We start from the raw sequence: 16,969 nt of genomic DNA on the forward strand, positions 1-16,969 counted from the left end.
CGCCCCATGACCCAGACTAATCTGCGCAACGGCCCTGATGCCAACGGCCTGTTTGGCGCGTTCGGCGGCCGCTACGTTGCCGAAACCCTGATGCCGTTGATCCTCGACCTGGCCCGCGAATACGAAGCCGCCAAGGAAGATCCTGCATTCAAGGAAGAACTGGCCTACTTCCAGCGCGATTACGTCGGACGCCCAAGCCCGCTGTACTTTGCCGAACGCCTGACCGAATTCTGTGGTGGCGCCAAGATTTACCTCAAGCGCGAAGAGCTCAACCACACCGGCGCGCACAAGATCAACAACTGCATCGGCCAGATTCTGCTGGCGCGACGCATGGGCAAGAAACGCATCATCGCCGAGACCGGCGCCGGCATGCACGGCGTGGCCACGGCCACCGTGGCCGCGCGCTTTGGCCTGGATTGCGTGATCTACATGGGCACCACGGACATCGAGCGCCAACAGGCCAACGTGTTCCGCATGAAACTGCTGGGCGCCGAAGTCATCCCGGTGGTGGCGGGTACGGGCACCCTGAAAGACGCAATGAATGAAGCCCTGCGTGACTGGGTCACCAACGTCGACAGCACGTTCTACCTGATCGGCACCGTGGCCGGCCCGCACCCGTACCCGGCAATGGTCCGCGACTTCCAGGCCGTGATCGGCAAGGAAACCCGCGAGCAGCTGCAAGCCCAGGAAGGCCGCCTGCCGGACAGCCTGGTGGCGTGCATCGGCGGCGGCTCCAATGCCATGGGCCTGTTCCACCCGTTCCTGGATGACAAGAGCGTCGAGATCATCGGTGTCGAAGCCGCCGGCTACGGCATTGAAACCGGCAAGCACGCTGCCAGCCTGAACGGCGGCGTACCCGGCGTACTGCACGGCAACCGTACCTTCCTGCTGCAGGACGACGATGGCCAGATCATCGACGCCCACTCGATCTCCGCAGGCCTCGACTACCCGGGCATCGGCCCTGAACACGCCTGGTTGCATGACATCGGCCGCGTCCAGTACACCTCGGTGACCGACGACGAAGCCCTCGACGCGTTCCACAAATGCTGCCGCCTGGAAGGGATTATTCCTGCACTGGAAAGCGCCCACGCCCTGGCCGAGGTGTTCAAACGCGCACCGACCTTGCCCAAGGATCACCTGATGGTGGTCAACCTGTCCGGTCGTGGCGACAAAGACATGCAAACTGTGATGCACCATATGGAACAGTCCCAGCAGGAGAAACACTGATGAGCCGCCTGCAAAAGCGCTTTGCCGAACTCAAGGAACAGAACCGCGCGGCCCTGGTGACCTTCGTCACCGCCGGTGATCCGAGCTACGACACCTCCCTGGCAATCCTCAAGGGCCTGCCAGCAGCGGGTGCCGATGTGATCGAACTGGGCATGCCCTTCACCGACCCGATGGCCGATGGCCCGGCGATCCAGCTCGCCAACATCCGCGCCTTGGGCGCCAAGCAGAACCTGGCGAAAACCCTGCAAATGGTTCGCGAGTTCCGTGAAGGCAACCACGACACGCCACTGGTACTGATGGGGTACTTCAACCCGATCCACCATTACGGCGTACCGCGCTTCATCGCGGATGCCAAGGCAGCCGGCGTTGATGGCCTGATCGTGGTCGACATGCCACCCGAGCATAACGGCGAGCTGTGCGACCCGGCACAAGCGGCGGGCATCGACTTCATCCGCCTGACCACCCCGACCACCGACGACGTGCGCCTGCCGACCGTGCTCAACGGTAGCTCCGGGTTCGTTTACTACGTATCGGTGGCGGGCGTGACAGGTGCGGGCGCAGCCACCCTGGAACACGTCGAAGAAGCGGTGGCCCGCCTGCGTCGCCATACCGATCTGCCGATCAGCATCGGCTTCGGTATCCGTACCCCAGAGCAAGCGGCGTCCATTGCCCGCCTGGCGGACGGCGTAGTTGTAGGCTCGGCGCTGATCGACCACATCGCCAATGCGGCCACGCCGCAGCAAGCCATCGATGACGTATTGCGCCTGTGTTCGGCGCTGTCCGAAGGCGTGCGCAACGCTCGCGTCGGTTGAAACCTGGCGGATCGTTCCCGCGTTCGCGCGCGGGAGCGATCCGGCTCGCTCAGAATATCGACAAATCCAGCGGCCGGATCTCGCCCATCCAGACGGCGTGATCGGTGTGATCGGCCAGGTCATCACCGGTGTCTGGATGCAAGAACACCACCAAGCCTTTGCGATTGAGCGCCAGCCACGGCAACACCACGCCCAGATATTGCGGCTCGAACGCCAACTGACAACTCCAGTCCGGGTGTGGGCCGACAGGCCGTTCGTGAACCCGCCCCATCTTCAGCGGAAACAACTGTGCCGCCTGCTCACACAAGGCCCGCGCCTGGTCGATCGTGTTCGCGTCGAAATAAACGTGGGCGTGGTAGCCCTTGATCCTTTGCATAGTGCTCTCGTGTATCGGAGTTCATTTCCCTCACCCAACGCTACACCGCAATCGCCGGCAGGGCCAAGCCCGTCAGCGAGTCTGCGCGCGGTGAAAAAACAGAAATTCGTGACCTTCCTCGGCTGGACCCCGCACCCGATGAACGTGCAATTGAACATGCACTACCTCAAGGGCGGCGAGAAATACTTCGGTGACACCGGCAGCGTCCACACCCTGACCCGCAAAGGTTATGCACAGGCCTGCCCGAATGTCGGCAGACTGCTGACCAACCTGAGCTTCACCCAGGCAATGGAAAACAGCATCATGGCCGAGGTGGTGAACAGGAAAATCAGTAACGCCGACGCCGCGAAAGCCTGGATCAAGGCCAACCCGGCGGTCCTGGACAAGTGGTTGGATGGCGTGAAGACCGTGGATGGCAAAGACGCATTGCCAGCCGTCAAAGCCAAGCTCTAAATCACCTGTGGCGAGGGAGCTTGCGCCCGCTCGAGCACGAAGCCGTCGCAACCCCGGACACCGTATTGCATCCGAGAGAACCGGGGTGGGCGGTTTTTGGGTTGCTTTGCAACCCAGCGGGAGCAAGCGCCGTCGCCACAATGCTTTATCCTGTCGCCTTTGAACGATTCCGACCAAGAGGCCCCATGGCAATCCCCAGTCGCCATTCGCTCTTTCCCTTTCTTCGCTGGCTGCCCCGGCAAACCCGCGCCAGCGTTGGTCGTGACCTGGTTGTAGGCCTGAGTGGGGCGATTCTGGCGTTACCGCAATCCATTGCCTACGCGCTGATCGCGGGCCTGCCGCCGGAGTATGGCCTTTATGCGGCCATCGTCCCGGTCCTGATCGCCTGCCTGTGGGGCTCGTCCTGGCATTTGATCTGTGGCCCTACGGCAGCCATCTCCATTGTTCTGTACGCCAGTGTCAGTCCTCTGGCTGTGCCCGAGTCACAGGACTACATCACACTGATCCTGTTGCTGACGTTCCTCGCGGGCGTTTTCCAGTGGCTGCTCGGCTTGCTGCGCTTCGGCGCCCTGGTGAACTTCGTTTCCCATTCCGTAGTGCTGGGGTTCACCCTGGGGGCGGCGGTGGTGATCGCCGTCGGGCAGCTGCCCAACCTGCTGGGGCTGGACCTGCCGAATCAGGCGACTGCGCTCAACAGCCTGGTGTCGTTGGTCAGTCATGTCGATGCGCTGGATAAACCGTCGCTGGTGCTGGGGCTCGGCACACTGGCTGTGGGCATCGCCCTGAAACTGCTGCTGCCTCGCTGGCCGAGCCTGTTGATCACACTGGTGCTCAGCACGGTCGTCGTGTGGCTGTGGCCCTCGATGTTTGGCCATGTGCAGTTGGTCAGTTCGTTCGAAGGCCGCTGGCCACCCCTGAGTCCATTGCCACTGGACCTGGACCTGGTGTTGCGCCTGCTGCCCAGCGCGGTGGCCGTTGGCATGCTCGGGCTGGTGACCAGTCTGTCGATCGCCCGCTCGTTGTCGGCACGTTCACAACAGCTGCTCGATGCGAACCAGGAGGTTCGCGCGCAGGGCCTTTCCAATATCGTTGGCAGTTTTTTCTCAGGCTCCTTGTCGGCCGGCTCCTTTACCCGTTCGGGCTTGAGTTATGAGGCGGGTGCCTGCTCCCCCCTGGCCGGGGTGTTCTCCGCGCTGTGGGTCGCGTTGTTCGCCGTGGCCGGCGCGTCTCTCATCGCGCAGATCCCGATCCCCGCCATGGCCGGCAGTATTTTGCTGATCTGTTGGGGGCTGGTGGATCATCGCGGCATTCGGGCCTTGTTCCGCGTCAGCCGGGCCGAATTCGTGGTGATGGCACTGACCTGCGTCGCCACGCTGTTGCTGGAGCTGCAAACAGCGATCTATGCCGGGGTGCTGGTGTCGCTGTTTTTCTACCTCAAGCGCACCTCGCAGCCCCGCGTGCAGCAATGGCGCGAAGGCGATGAAGAGATTCTGCGGGTAGGCGGCTCGATCTTTTTCGGCGCCAGCCATTACTTGCAAGTACGCCTGCAACGCACGAAAGGCCTGAAGGTGGTGATTGAGGCCCAGTACATCAACTTCATCGACTATTCAGGCGTGGAAATGCTGCACCAGGAAGCACGAAGGCTGCTCAGGCAGGACCGCAGCCTGACCCTGCGCCGAGCACGTGGGCATGTGGTCGAGGAACTGAGAAAGCTCGAAGGGGCACAGAAGTGCCCGATCCGGTTTGAGGACTGATCAACGTAGAACTGTGGCAGGGGGGCAAGCCCCGTCGCCACAACGGTCCGTGTTGCCCGCTACATCGCCAGCTGGCGTCGCAACTCGGCCAGCACCGGCGCTGTATCCGGGCGCACACCACGCCACAGGAAAAAGGCTTCGGCCGCCTGCTCGACGAGCATGCCCAGACCATCCATCGCCACCGCGGCGCCCTGTTCGCTGGCCCAGCGGCAGAACGAGGTGGGGTCCTTGCCGTACATCATGTCGTAGCACACCGTCTTGCCGGGTTCGATCAGGCTGCTGGCAATGGGCGGTACATCACCTGACAGGCTGGCCGACGTCGCATTGATGATCAGGTCCACCGGCTCACGCAGCCAGTCGAAACCACTGGCAGACACAGGCCCCAGGTCGGCGAATAGCTCAGCCAGCCGTTCAGCCTTTTCTACCGTGCGATTGGCGATGATCACCGACGATGGCTGCTCGGCCAGTAGCGGCTCCAGCGCGCCCCGCACTGCGCCGCCAGCGCCCAGCAGCAGAATGCGTTTACCGCTCAGGCTGAACCCGGCGTTGATCGTCAGGTCCCGCACCAGCCCGGCACCATCGGTGTTGTCCCCCAACAGACTGCCATCGGCCAGTTTGCTCAGGGTGTTGACCGCCCCGGCCCGCTGCGCCCGGGCGGTCAGGTTATCGGCCAGGCGATAGGCTTCTTCCTTGAACGGCACCGTGACGTTGGCACCGCACCCGTCGCTGAAAAACGCCCGGGCACAGCCTGCAAAGTCATCCAGTGGCGCCAACAGGGTGTTGTAGTCCAGGTGTTGAGCGGTCTGTTTGGCGAACAGGCGATGGATCAATGGCGACTTGCTGTGACCAATCGGGTTACCGAAAACGACATAACGGTCCATCGGGATTCCTCGTTCAGGCTTCAGCCAGCCAGTCGCGGTCTTGCAGGAAATACTCGGTCAGGCGCGCTTCTTCGCTGCCAGGCTCGGGCTTCCAGTCATAGCCCCAACGGACTTGCGGTGGCAACGACATCAGGATCGACTCGGTACGCCCGCCCGATTGCAGGCCGAAGAGCGTGCCACGGTCGTAGACCAGGTTGAACTCGACGTAACGCCCACGACGGAACTCCTGGAACTCGCGCTGCTGCTCGGTGAAGGCCTCGGCCTTGCGCATTTGCACGATCGGCAGGTAGGCGTCGATGTAGGCATCGCCAATGGCGCGCATAAAGGCGAAGCAGGTGTCGAAATCCCACTCGTTCAGGTCATCGAAGAACAGGCCGCCGATGCCCCGGGGTTCATTGCGATGCTTGATGTGAAAGTAGCTGTCGCACCAGTCCTTGTACCGGCTGTAGACGTCCGGCCCGAACGGCGCGCAAGCCTCGGCAGCCACGCGATGCCAGTGCACGCAGTCATCGACGTTGCCGTAGTAAGGGGTCAGGTCGAAGCCGCCGCCAAACCACCAGACCGGCTCTTCGCCTTCTTTTTCAGCAATGAAAAAGCGCACATTGGCGTGGGAAGTCGGCACATGAGGATTGTGCGGGTGAATCACCAGCGACACGCCGAGGGCTTCGAAGCCGCGTCCGGCCAATTCTGGCCGATGAGCACTGGCGGACGGCGGTAGACCACTGCCAAAGACGTGGGAAAAATTGACGCCGCCTTTCTCGATCACTGCGCCATTCTCGATCACCCGCGTTCGACCGCCACCGCCGGCTGGCCGGGTCCAGGCGTCTTCGACGAAGTGCGTGCCACCGTCTTCGGTTTCCAGCGCAGCACAAATGCGGTCTTGCAGGTCAAGCAGGTAGGCTTTAACGGCTTCGGTGCGGGTAGTCATGGCATCACCTTGAATCGGGCAAAGCTACGCGGCGCTCGATCAGAACGGCGGCCAGCGCAAATGGGCGCGTAGCATACCACTGCACCCGTGCTCGCCGCAGTTGACGAAGATCAAGCTTAGGAGTCCGATAGGGCGCTACGCAACACCCCCCAAGGAGAGTGCAGATGGCCAAACGTATCCAGTTCCGCGCCCACGGCGGCCCCGAAGTGCTTGAGTATGTGGATTATCAGCCGACCGAACCGGGCCCGCAGCAGGTACGTGTCAGCAACAAGGCCATCGGCCTGAACTTCATCGACACCTACTTCCGTAGCGGGCTCTATGCTCCGCCAGCCCTACCCTCGGGCCTTGGCGCAGAAGGTGCTGGCGTGGTCGATGCGGTGGGCCGTGACGTGACGCGCTTCAAGGTCGGTGACCGCGTGGCGTATGGCAGCGGCCCGCTGGGGGCCTACAGCGACCTGCATACCTTGCCGCAAGACAATCTGGTGCACCTGCCGGATGCCATCAGCTTCGAACAGGCCGCAGGCGTCATGCTCAAAGGGCTGACCGTGCAGTACCTGTTGCGTCAGACCTATGAACTCAAGGGTGGTGAAACCATCCTGTTCCACGCCGCCGCCGGGGGTGTCGGTTCGTTGGCCTGCCAATGGGCCAAGGCCTTGGGCGTGAAGCTGATCGGCACCGTCAGCTCCCCGGAAAAAGCCGCTCTGGCCAAGGCCAACGGTGCCTGGGCAACGATCGACTACAGCCATGAAGACGTCGCTCAACGGGTGCTGGAGCTGACGAACGGCAAGAAGTGCCCGGTGGTCTACGACGGCGTCGGCAAGGACACCTGGCTGACCTCGCTCGATTGCACGGCACCACGCGGGCTGGTGGTGAGCTTCGGCAACGCCTCGGGCGCTGTGGACGGGGTGAACCTGGGGATTCTGGCCGCGAAGGGTTCGCTGTATGTCACCCGCCCCACCCTGGGGACTTACACCAACAATGCTGAAAAACTGCAAACGATGGCCGATGAGCTGTTCGCGATGATCAGCAGCGACAACATCAAGGTCGACATCAGCCAACGCTACTCATTGGCTGACGCGGCGAAGGCGCAGACCGAGTTGTCGGCGCGGCGTACCACCGGGTCGACGGTGTTGCTGCCTTAAACCTGAAGGGCGGCGAGGGGACATCCCCCTCGCCACAGGGCCTCAGCCCGCACGCACCACCTGGCCGGTCGCCAGGTCGCGTATCACGCTCGGATTTTTACGGCCGCCCAGATTTCCGCCGAGCACCAGGTCGACTTGCCCGCGGAAATACTGCTCGACGCGAATCCGCGTGCGCGCCGCCGGCCGCCCCTGGGGGTTGGCGGAGGTCGACACCAGCGGCCCGACCAACGCGCACAGATCCCGAACCAGCGGGTGATCGCTGACGCGCAAGGCCACGGTCTCATGGACCCCGGTGATCCACTGCGGTAGCAGGTTCTGATGGGGGACCAGCCAGGTGTTCGGCCCCGGCCAGGTACTGGCCATGCGATCGAGCCACAACTCCGGGAAGTCTTCGAACAGGAAGTCGAACTGGCGAATATTGTCGGCAATCAGGATCAGGCCCTTGTCCACCGAGCGCCCCTTGATCGCCAGCAAGCGATACACCGCCTCTTCGTCCCACGGGTCGCATCCCAGGCCCCACACAGCTTCGGTTGGATAGGCAATCACCGCGCCTGCGCGAACTGCTTGTGCGGCTTGTTGCACACGCCAACTGTTGACCATGACCGACTCTCCAAAAATAAGCTGCGCGCAGTTTACCGATCTTCCTTACAAAACCCAGCTCATGAAACTAGCTTAGGCGTGCATACCAGCGTCCGCCTTCGCACACCGCTCGCCCATCCATTTCCAGCTCGGTCAGTGCGACCAGGACCTTGGGTAAGGGCCAACCAACTGCATCGGCCAGGGCTTCGCTGGTATGCGCCGCCGCAAACAGCAGGCACAGCAGCGGGTGCTCGACAGGTTCCGGTGCCCCTGTGGATAACGGCAGATATTGCCAACCGCGCAGGCCTTCGAGAATGTGCTCGATGGTTTCCACCAGCACCGCGCCATCGCGAATCAATTGATGACAGCCACGGGCAGCGGGGTGATGGATCGACCCTGGAATCGCGTAGACCTCGCGCCCTTGCTCCGCCGCCAGCCTTGCCGTGATCAACGAGCCGCTGGCGACGCTGGCCTCGACCACCAGCACGCCGAGGGACAAGCCACTGATGATCCGGTTGCGGCGCGGGAAGTTGCTGGCGTGCGGACCGGCATCCAGCGGGAACTCGGAAACCACTGCACTGCCGTGCGCGAGCATCGCGTCAAAAATTCGCCGATTACGCTGTGGATAAAATTTTTCCAGGCCCGTGCCGAGCACCCCGACCGTTTGCCCTCCGACATCCAGGGCGGCTTGATGGGCGACGGCATCGATACCCAGCGCCAGGCCGCTGGTGATGACAAAACCGGCGCCCGCCAGGCTGCGCGAAAATGCCACGGCGGTGTCCATTCCCGGTCTCGATGCGCGCCGGCTGCCGACGATCGCCAATTGCGGTTTGTCCAGGATCGCGGGGGCCCCCGCGACAAACAACAGCGGGGGCGGATCACTGATCTCGGCCAGCAATGCCGGGTAGCCTGGCTGGCCAAGCATCAATAAATGCTGGTCCTCATGCTCTAGCCAGGCCAATGCGTGATAGGCAGCATCACGAATCAGCGGACTGCGCCGGGCCTCGGCACACGCCATCGGCAACCCCAGGGCACGCCAGGCACTGGCCGGCGCACTGATGGCTTTGGAGGCCGAGCCAAAGGCATCAAGCAGCTTTTGAAACCGTCGCGGGCCGAGCTCCGGCAGGCAATGCAAACGTAAACGGGCTTCCAGTTCCGCCGGTGAAACCGACCCGCATGCAGACTGCGACATAAGATCATCCTTGATCGTGAGTGGCCTGTAGAGCCGGGAACAAGCTGTGGATAAGTCTGTTGGTAACTTGTTGAGTCTTTTACGGATTGCGTACCTTGTCCATCACCGCCAGGGATCGTGAAGCACTGAGCACCAGGCCATAGCTGAGCTTTTCGTAGGTCCGGAAAACCATCAACAGACCGGCGCGCTCATCGGGCATTTTCACTTCATCGCCGGCCACTCGGTCGCGCACGGTCTCACCGGTCTTCATCACCGCCAACACGTTGCCTTCGGTCAACCCGTCGCGACGCCCCTTGTTGAGGGTCACCACATCCAGCACACCGATCTGGGTCACGCCCCGCGGCACGTCGATGATCAAGCCCTGAACCTCGGCGTCGGGGGCCGTGGGCATGAAGGTCGAATTGATCGCCCGTACCTCGCCACTCAACAGCCGATCACCGAGTCGAACCTCCTGGGTAATGCGCTGCAAGGCGAGGGTGGTGATATCACCCTGGGTATCGATGATCTCGCCCGTGCCGATGTCATCGGCGTTGATGCCTAATAGCTCCTGGCTCTGCGGATCGGTGTACACCTTGCCCTGACGGAAGATGCCGTACACCGACTGCGCCGGATCAAAGGTACCGCGGGCGAACACCCGGTCACCGCCGCCACTGAGCACCCGCTCGTCATCACCGGCCACGACGTAGGGCGCGCGGTCGAAATCCTGCGCCTTGTCGACGATGCGGTTGCCCAGCAGGAAGCTGTTGATCGCATGCAGCGGAATGCTGGCGATGGCGTCGACCACAGGTGCGCGACGAACCTGTGGTGAAAGCTTGACGGTGCCCCGCGAGGCGCCGCGATTGAGGGTCAGGCGTGGCTGCCCGTCGATGTAGACCAGCGACAGCGTGTCGCCGGGGTAGATGAGGTTGGGGGTTTCAATGTACGGGTTGACCTGCCAGAGCTCGGGCCATTTCCAGGGCTCTCGCAGGTATTTGCCGGAGATGTCCCAGAGTGTGTCACCGGCCATGACGGTGTATTGCGCAGGAAAACCCTCGCGAAGTTGTACTTGCCCGTGTGCGAAACCGGCCGAGACCAGAAGCAGCAGGGCGAGTAGTGATTTCCTCATGCGGTGAATCCCTTTATTATGTAGGTTCGCGTAAAACGCCAGAGCCTCTGTGGCTCGCTCCCCAGGGGCGACGTTTTACAGCCGTCGCCGGCCTCATCGCAGCCACCAGGCGATCGGCCCTGACCTTACTTCACACGTGCAGCAATTACGCTTATGGCCATTTTGAACATCCTCGAATTCCCCGACCCGCGCCTGCGTACGATCGCCAAACCGGTGACCGTAGTGGACGACGAAGTGCGGCAGTTGGTCGATGACATGTTTGAAACAATGTATGAAGCTCCAGGCATCGGCCTCGCAGCGACCCAGGTCAACGTGCACAAACGTATCGTGGTCATGGACCTGTCCGAAGACCGTAGCGAACCCCGGGTGTTCATCAACCCCGAATTCGAAACCCTGACCGACGAGATGGATCAGTATCAGGAAGGCTGCCTCTCGGTGCCGGGCTTCTATGAAAACGTCGATCGTCCGCAGAAGGTCAAGATCAAGGCCCTGGATCGCGACGGCAAGCCGTACGAGCTCATCGCCGAAGGCCTGTTGGCGGTGTGCATCCAGCATGAATGCGACCACCTGAACGGCAAATTGTTCGTCGACTACCTGTCAACGCTCAAACGCGACCGGATCAAGAAGAAGCTGGAAAAGCTCCATCGCCAGAACGCTTGATTCCTTTCTTCCAAAGGCTTGCTGCGGCAAGCCTTTTTCTTTTGTGACCGTTTTGTAATCGAGAGTTTCAATGACTGAGCCACTGCGCATCGTCTTTGCCGGCACCCCCGAATTTGCCGCCGAACACCTCAAGGCCCTGCTCGACTGCCCTTACGAGATCGTCGCGGTCTACACCCAGCCGGACCGTCCGGCAGGTCGCGGGCAAAAACTGATGCCCAGCCCGGTCAAGCAACTGGCTCTGGAACACAACATCCCGGTGTTGCAACCGCCGACCTTGCGCAATGCCGAGGCTCAGGTAGAACTGGCGGCGCTGAAGCCAGACTTGATGGTGGTGGTCGCCTATGGCTTGATCCTGCCGCAAGTGGTGCTGGATATCCCGCGCCTGGGTTGCATCAACAGTCACGCCTCCCTGCTGCCACGCTGGCGCGGTGCGGCGCCGATCCAGCGCGCCGTCGAAGCGGGCGATGGTGAGAGCGGCGTGACCGTGATGCGCATGGAAGCCGGCCTGGACACCGGACCGATGCTGCTCAAGGTCAGCACACCGATCAACGCCCAGGACACTGGCGGCATGCTGCACGACCGCCTGGCCGAAATGGGCCCGCCCGCCGTGATCCAGGCCATTGCCGGGCTGGCAGCGGGGACGCTGGAGGGTGAAGTGCAGGACGACAGCCTCGCCACCTACGCCCACAAGTTGAACAAGGACGAGGCGCGCATCGACTGGAGTCGCCCGGCCGTTGAGCTGGAACGCCTGGTTCGGGCGTTCAACCCGTGGCCGATCTGCCACAGCACGCTCAATGGCGAAGCCTTGAAAGTCCTCGCCGCCAGCCTGGCCGACGGCAAAGGCGCACCGGGCGAAATCCTCGGTGCCAGCAAGGACGGCTTGATCGTTGCCTGCGGTGAGCAGGCGCTGTGCCTGACCCGCCTGCAATTGCCCGGTGGCAAGGCGCTTAACTTCAGCGATTTGTTCAACAGCCGTCGTGAGAAGTTCGCCATCGGTACCGTGCTCGGTCAAGCGGTGGACGCCCAATGAATCCACGTCTGGCCGCCGCCAAGGCATTGGCTGCCGTTCTCAGCGGAAAAGCCTCGCTCAACAGTTCTTTGCCGACGCAAATGGACAAGGTCGAAGACCGCGACCGCGGCTTCACCCAGGACCTGGCCTTTGGTACTGCACGCTGGCAGCCACGTTTGTCGGCGCTGGCGAGCACGCTGCTGCAAAAACCGTTCAAGGCCGCCGATGCCGATGTCGAGGCGCTGCTGCTGGTGGGGTTGTATCAGCTGCTTTACACCCGAGTCCCGGCCCACGCGGCCATCGGCGAAACCGTGGGGTGCGCCGACAAGCTGAAAAAACCATGGGCCAAGGCCCTGCTCAACGCCGTATTGCGCCGCGCCCAGCGTGAGAGTGAAGCGCTGCTGGCCGAGCTTGAACACGACCCGGTGGTTCGCACCGCCCATCCGCGCTGGCTGCAAAAGTCCCTCAAGGCCTTCTGGCCCCAGCAGTGGGAAGCCATTTGCGCCGCGAACAACGCACACCCACCGATGATTCTGCGGGTCAACCGCCGCCATCATGCCCGCGATGCCTACCTCGCGTTGCTGGGCGATGCGGGCGTGGCGGCCCAGCCGTGCCCGTTCAGCCAGGACGGTATCGTGCTCGAGGAGCCAGGTGACGTGCGCAAGCTACCCGGCTTTGCCGAAGGCTGGATCAGCGTGCAGGACGAAGCCGCACAACTGGCCGCGGACCTGCTGGACCTGGCGCCAGGCCAACGGGTACTCGATGCCTGCTGCGCGCCGGGCGGCAAGACCTGTCACATTCTCGAAGTCGAGCCTGCGCTCGCGGGCGTGGTGGCGGTGGACCTGGAAGCTAAACGCCTGGTACGGGTGAAGGAAAACCTTGAGCGACTGGGGCTGAACGCCGAACTGATCGCCGCCGATGGCCGCGACACCCAAGCCTGGTGGGACGGCAAGCCGTTCCAGCGCATCCTGCTCGATGCGCCATGCTCGGCCACTGGCGTGATTCGCCGCCATCCGGACATCAAGCTGACCCGTCAACCGGATGACATCGCGGCGTTGGCGGTGCTTCAGGGCGAACTGCTCGATGCCCTGTGGCCGACCCTGGAAGTCGGTGGCATTCTGCTTTACGCCACCTGTTCCACATTGCCCACCGAGAACACCGAAGTCATCGAAGCCTTCCTGGGCCGCACCCCGGGTGCTCGCGAACTGGACATCGCCAGCCAGGCCGGCATCAAGCAACCCCACGGCCGCCAGTTGCTCGCGCAAGAAGGTGGGCACGACGGGTTCTATTACGCCAAGCTGATCAAGATCGCCGCCACACGCGGCTAAACGGTTTTAAGGGAGTGACTGGATGAAGATCATCATCCTCGGCGCAGGTCAGGTTGGCGGTACGCTGGCAGAACACCTGGCCAGCGAAGCGAATGACATCACCGTGGTCGACACCGACGGCGAACGCCTGCGCGACCTCGGCGATCGCCTCGACATTCGGACGGTGCAAGGGCGCGGCTCGTTGCCGACCGTGCTCCGTCAGGCAGGCGCCGATGACGCCGACATGCTGGTCGCGGTGACCAACAGCGACGAAACCAACATGGTCGCCTGCCAGGTCGCCCACACGCTGTTCCACACGCCGACCAAGATCGCCCGGGTTCGCGAAGCCGCGTACCTGACCCGCGCCGGCCTGTTCGACAACGATGCGATTCCGGTGGACGTGTTGATCAGCCCGGAACAAGTGGTGACCAACTACATCAAGCGCCTGATCGAACACCCCGGTGCCCTGCAGGTGATCGACTTCGCCGAGGGCAAGGCCCAACTGGTGGCGGTCAAGGCGTACTACGGCGGGCCGCTGGTGGGTCATCAACTGCGTCAATTGCGCGAGCACATGCCCAACGTCGACACCCGCGTCGCGGCGATTTTCCGACGCGATCGCCCCCTCCTGCCGCAAGGCGATACGGTGATCGAAGCCGACGACGAAGTATTTTTCATCGCCGCCAAAGAGAACATTCGCGCGGTGATGAGCGAAATGCGCCGCCTCGATGAAAGCTACAAACGCATTGTGATCGCTGGTGGCGGGCAGATCGGCGAGCGTCTGGCCGAAGCCATCGAAAGCCGTTACCAAGTGAAGATCATCGAAATGAACCCGGCGCGCTGCCGCTACCTGTCGGACACCCTCGACAGCACGGTCGTGCTGCAGGGCAGTGCCTCGGACCGCGACTTGCTGCTGGAAGAGAACATCGCCGACGCCGATATCTTCCTGGCCCTGACCAACGACGACGAAGCCAACATCATGTCGTCGCTGCTGGCCAAGCGCCTGGGCGCGAAAAAGGTGATGACCATCATCAACAACCCGGCCTATGTCGACCTGATCCAGGGCGGTGACATCGACATTGCCATCAGCCCCCAGCTGGCGACCATCGGTACCTTGCTGGCGCACGTACGTCGCGGCGATATCGTCAGCGTGCATTCCCTGCGACGTGGCGCGGCAGAAGCCATCGAAGCCATTGCCCATGGCGATATGAAGTCGAGCAAGGTCATTGGCAAGGCCATCGAAAACATCGCCTTGCCGCCTGGCACCACCATCGGCGCGATCATTCGCGACGAAAAAGTGCTGATCGCCCACGACGACACCGTGATCGAAGCGGGCGACCACGTGATTCTGTTCCTTGTGGATAAAAAGCACATTCGCGATGTGGAGAAGTTGTTCCACGTGGGCCTGAGCTTCTTCTGACCCCCGACCGACGCTCAGCTGTGGCGAGGGAGCTTGCTCCCGCTCGGCTGCGAAGCAGTCGTAAAACCTTTGATCGCGGATTGTCAGGTATAACCCGGATTACGGATTGCGACCGCTTCGCGCTCGAGCGGGAGCAAGCTCCCTCGCCACAGAAGCCATTTACTTCCAATTGAAGGACATTACCCATGCTCGAATCCCTGGAAAAAATGCTCGCCAAGGGTGTGGATAACTCGCTGTTGCGGTTCGGGCTGGGCAAGGGTTATCTGGATCTTGGGGAAAATGCCAAGGCTGCCGAACATTTCCAGCGCTGCGTCGAATTCGATCCGAAATACTCCGCGGCCTGGAAGCTATTGGGCAAGGCCCATCTGGCGCTGAAGGATTATCCCGCCGCGCGCCAAGCCTGGGAACAGGGGCTTGAAGCCGCCCGCGTCCATGGCGACAAGCAGGCGGAAAAGGAAATGACCGTGTTTCTGAAGAAGCTCGAACGCCAGGCGCAGTGACTACGCTGCGCCTGGCCTGCGGGAGCCGACGGCACCTGTGGCAGGTTATCCACAGGTCGGTCCGGTGAACTCAATACCAGCGCGCTTCACCCGGCGGGCGTTTCTTGAAGCGCTTCATGCTCCACAGGTACTGGCTCGGATAAGCGCGCACGTACCGCTCGACCACCTGGCTCATCGCCGCGCAGGAGGTCTCGGTATCGGTGCTGTACATGGCCTCTGGCGCCGCTTCCAGGATCACTTTGTAACCTGAACCATCCGGCAGGCGCAGGGCATGCAGGAACACACCAACGGCTTTGCCGCCGGCCAGCATGTTTGGCACAAACTTGCTGGTCAGGGCCTTGGTGGCGAAGAAGGGCACGAAGATACCGGCGGATTCGGCCGGCTCCGGGTCGGCCGGAATGCCAACAGCCCCGCCTTTGCGGACTTCCTTGATGACACTGAGGATGCCTTCCTTGGTCGAAGCGGCAACCCGGTTGCCCAACTGCACCCGTTGCTTGCGCAGCAACTCGTCCACAGCCTTGAGCTTGGGCGGACGGTAGAAAATGATCGGTTTGCACTGGCTGCAGTAAAAATGGTTCAGCACTTCCCAGTTGCCCAGATGGCTGGTGATGCCGACCACGCCCTTGCCCGAGGCCAGCGCCGCCTTGAGCACATCGAGGCCTTCGACTTCACGCACCAGGTCGATGGAGCGCTGGGCCGGCCAGATCCAGGCGCAGGCGCTTTCGGTCAGGGATTTACCGATGTCCTTGAGGCTCTGCCCGACCAGGCGTTCGCGCTCGGCGGCGTCCATTTCAGGGAAGCACTTGGCGAGGTTGATCCGCACCACGTCGCGGGAGCGGTTGGGGATTTTCCACATCATCCAGCCAATCGCGGCACCGACCGTTTGTACTGCCCACCACGGAAGCAGGGCAAACAACCGCAGAGCGCCTACCAGCAAGGCGCCTTTCAACTTATCCACAGGTCACTCCTGATCTCTTGTGCTGTGTGCGAACCGCATATTCTAACCGCGCGCCGCCAAAGTGGCGTAACGATCACAATCGGTGGTGTGATCCATGACCATGCCCGATGCCTGCATCAGGGCATAACAAATGGTCGGCCCGACAAAGGTGAACCCGGCTTTTTTCAAGCCTTTGCTCATTTCCACGGCGACCGGCGTCACGGCCGGAACCTGACTGCGATCCTTGAAATGGTTGATCGCAGGCGCGTCCCCGACGAACGACCAGAGAAACGCCACCGGGTCTTCCAGCGCCAGCCAGGCCTGGGCATTGCGCCGGGCGGCGTTGAGTTTCAGTCGGTTGCGAATGATCCCCGGATCGAGCATCAGATCGTCTATTTCGGCGTCGCTCATCTGCGCCACGCGCTGCACGTCGAAGCCGAACAGTACCTCACGGTAGCGCTCGCGCTTCTTCAGTACGGTGATCCACGACAGGCCCGCCTGGAACCCTTCGAGCAAAAGCAACTCGAACAAGCGCTGCGCATCGCGTAGCGGTACGCCCCACTCCTGATCGTGATAAGCCATGTACAACGGATCGTCGGAACACCAAAAGCAGCGTGGCATAAGGCTCCAGGGGGCGTGCGCACGAACGAATCGGGTATACTCCCGCTCTTTAAATCGCAGCCCAAGAAA

17 protein-coding genes and 1 pseudogene are annotated in these 16,969 nt (G+C 62.2%); 10 read left to right on the plus strand and 8 right to left on the minus strand.

The features are described from left to right. Positions 1–6: 6 nt before the first annotated feature. Together trpB and trpA are read left to right on the plus strand one after the other, a co-directional pair. Positions 7–1,227 carry a tryptophan synthase subunit beta gene (gene trpB, locus CKW25_RS17305; RefSeq protein ID WP_095080971.1) on the plus strand — a complete coding sequence of 407 codons (1,221 nt, stop codon included), beginning with the start codon at positions 7–9 and terminating at the stop codon, positions 1,225–1,227. Beyond that, positions 1,227–2,039 carry a tryptophan synthase subunit alpha gene (gene trpA, locus CKW25_RS17310; RefSeq protein WP_095080973.1) on the plus strand — a complete coding sequence of 271 codons (813 nt, stop codon included), beginning with the start codon at positions 1,227–1,229 and terminating at the stop codon, positions 2,037–2,039. The genes trpB and trpA overlap by 1 nt, the downstream gene beginning before the upstream one ends. 49 nt (positions 2,040–2,088) lie before the next feature. Here trpA and CKW25_RS17315 read toward each other — a convergent pair whose 3' ends face one another. Next, on the minus strand, positions 2,089–2,415 hold the full coding sequence (locus CKW25_RS17315; RefSeq protein ID WP_095080974.1) for a DOPA 4,5-dioxygenase family protein: 327 nt from the start codon (positions 2,413–2,415) through the stop codon (positions 2,089–2,091). 84 nt (positions 2,416–2,499) lie between these two features. On the opposite strand from CKW25_RS17315, the pseudogene CKW25_RS17320 reads away from it, so the two are divergent. Both CKW25_RS17320 and CKW25_RS17325 read left to right on the plus strand, forming a co-directional pair. Next, positions 2,500–2,868 (plus strand): annotated as a pseudogene (locus CKW25_RS17320) (glycine betaine ABC transporter substrate-binding protein); the annotation flags it as partial. 185 nt (positions 2,869–3,053) lie between these two features. Continuing rightward, positions 3,054–4,622: a SulP family inorganic anion transporter gene (locus CKW25_RS17325; RefSeq protein WP_095080975.1), complete on the plus strand. Its 1,569-nt coding sequence runs from the start codon at positions 3,054–3,056 to the stop codon at positions 4,620–4,622. 59 nt (positions 4,623–4,681) lie between these two features. On the opposite strand, the gene aroE is transcribed toward CKW25_RS17325, so the two are convergent. Together aroE and hemF are read right to left on the minus strand one after the other, a co-directional pair. After that, the gene (gene aroE, locus CKW25_RS17330; protein ID WP_095080976.1) at positions 4,682–5,503 is read right to left on the minus strand and encodes a shikimate dehydrogenase; all 822 of its coding nucleotides are present in this window, start codon (positions 5,501–5,503) and stop codon (positions 4,682–4,684) included. Positions 5,504–5,516: 13 nt separating this feature from the next. After that, positions 5,517–6,431 (minus strand): oxygen-dependent coproporphyrinogen oxidase, encoded by a 915-nt coding sequence (gene hemF, locus CKW25_RS17335; protein ID WP_095080978.1) that lies wholly within the window; start codon positions 6,429–6,431, stop codon positions 5,517–5,519. A 164-nt stretch (positions 6,432–6,595) separates the two neighbouring features. Between hemF and CKW25_RS17340 the strand changes: the two genes are divergently transcribed. Next, complete coding sequence (locus CKW25_RS17340) at positions 6,596–7,573, plus strand: NADPH:quinone reductase (RefSeq protein ID WP_095080980.1); 978 nt, start codon at positions 6,596–6,598, stop codon at positions 7,571–7,573. Between the two features lie 42 nt (positions 7,574–7,615). Here the strand turns inward: CKW25_RS17340 and CKW25_RS17345 are convergent, their stop codons facing one another. The 3 genes from CKW25_RS17345 to CKW25_RS17355 all read right to left on the minus strand — a co-directional run bounded on the left by CKW25_RS17345 (position 7,616) and on the right by CKW25_RS17355 (position 10,449). After that, positions 7,616–8,173 (minus strand): L-threonylcarbamoyladenylate synthase, encoded by a 558-nt coding sequence (locus tag CKW25_RS17345; RefSeq protein ID WP_095080981.1) that lies wholly within the window; start codon positions 8,171–8,173, stop codon positions 7,616–7,618. 67 nt (positions 8,174–8,240) lie between these two features. Continuing rightward, a complete protein-coding gene (gene dprA / locus CKW25_RS17350) occupies positions 8,241–9,344 on the minus strand; it encodes a DNA-processing protein DprA (RefSeq protein WP_095080983.1) in 1,104 nt (367 codons plus the stop codon). A gap of 79 nt (positions 9,345–9,423) precedes the next feature. Further along, complete coding sequence (locus CKW25_RS17355; RefSeq protein WP_095080984.1) at positions 9,424–10,449, minus strand: LysM peptidoglycan-binding domain-containing protein; 1,026 nt, start codon at positions 10,447–10,449, stop codon at positions 9,424–9,426. Positions 10,450–10,602: 153 nt separating this feature from the next. On the opposite strand from CKW25_RS17355, the gene def reads away from it, so the two are divergent. From def to CKW25_RS17380, 5 genes are all read left to right on the plus strand, one after another. Further along, the gene (def, locus tag CKW25_RS17360; RefSeq protein ID WP_095080986.1) at positions 10,603–11,109 is read left to right on the plus strand and encodes a peptide deformylase; all 507 of its coding nucleotides are present in this window, start codon (positions 10,603–10,605) and stop codon (positions 11,107–11,109) included. A gap of 70 nt (positions 11,110–11,179) precedes the next feature. After that, positions 11,180–12,139, plus strand: a complete 960-nt coding sequence (gene fmt / locus CKW25_RS17365; protein ID WP_095080987.1) for a methionyl-tRNA formyltransferase — start codon at positions 11,180–11,182, stop codon at positions 12,137–12,139. Beyond that, positions 12,136–13,446 carry a 16S rRNA (cytosine(967)-C(5))-methyltransferase RsmB gene (gene rsmB / locus CKW25_RS17370; RefSeq protein WP_095080988.1) on the plus strand — a complete coding sequence of 437 codons (1,311 nt, stop codon included), beginning with the start codon at positions 12,136–12,138 and terminating at the stop codon, positions 13,444–13,446. The genes fmt and rsmB overlap by 4 nt, the downstream gene beginning before the upstream one ends. Positions 13,447–13,468: 22 nt before the next feature. Further along, the gene (trkA, locus tag CKW25_RS17375; protein WP_095080989.1) at positions 13,469–14,842 is read left to right on the plus strand and encodes a Trk system potassium transporter TrkA; all 1,374 of its coding nucleotides are present in this window, start codon (positions 13,469–13,471) and stop codon (positions 14,840–14,842) included. A gap of 185 nt (positions 14,843–15,027) precedes the next feature. After that, positions 15,028–15,342 carry a tetratricopeptide repeat protein gene (locus CKW25_RS17380; protein ID WP_095080990.1) on the plus strand — a complete coding sequence of 105 codons (315 nt, stop codon included), beginning with the start codon at positions 15,028–15,030 and terminating at the stop codon, positions 15,340–15,342. A 70-nt stretch (positions 15,343–15,412) separates the two neighbouring features. Here CKW25_RS17380 and CKW25_RS17385 read toward each other — a convergent pair whose 3' ends face one another. Both CKW25_RS17385 and CKW25_RS17390 read right to left on the minus strand, forming a co-directional pair. Further along, positions 15,413–16,300, minus strand: coding sequence for a lysophospholipid acyltransferase (locus CKW25_RS17385; RefSeq protein ID WP_095080992.1), 888 nt, complete (start codon positions 16,298–16,300; stop codon positions 15,413–15,415). A gap of 42 nt (positions 16,301–16,342) precedes the next feature. Further along, positions 16,343–16,900, minus strand: a complete 558-nt coding sequence (locus tag CKW25_RS17390) for a DNA-3-methyladenine glycosylase I (protein WP_095080994.1) — start codon at positions 16,898–16,900, stop codon at positions 16,343–16,345. Positions 16,901–16,969: the final 69 nt, after the last annotated feature.

This window comes from Pseudomonas sp. Irchel s3h17 (assembly GCF_900187505.1).
Classification (GTDB): domain Bacteria; phylum Pseudomonadota; class Gammaproteobacteria; order Pseudomonadales; family Pseudomonadaceae; genus Aquipseudomonas.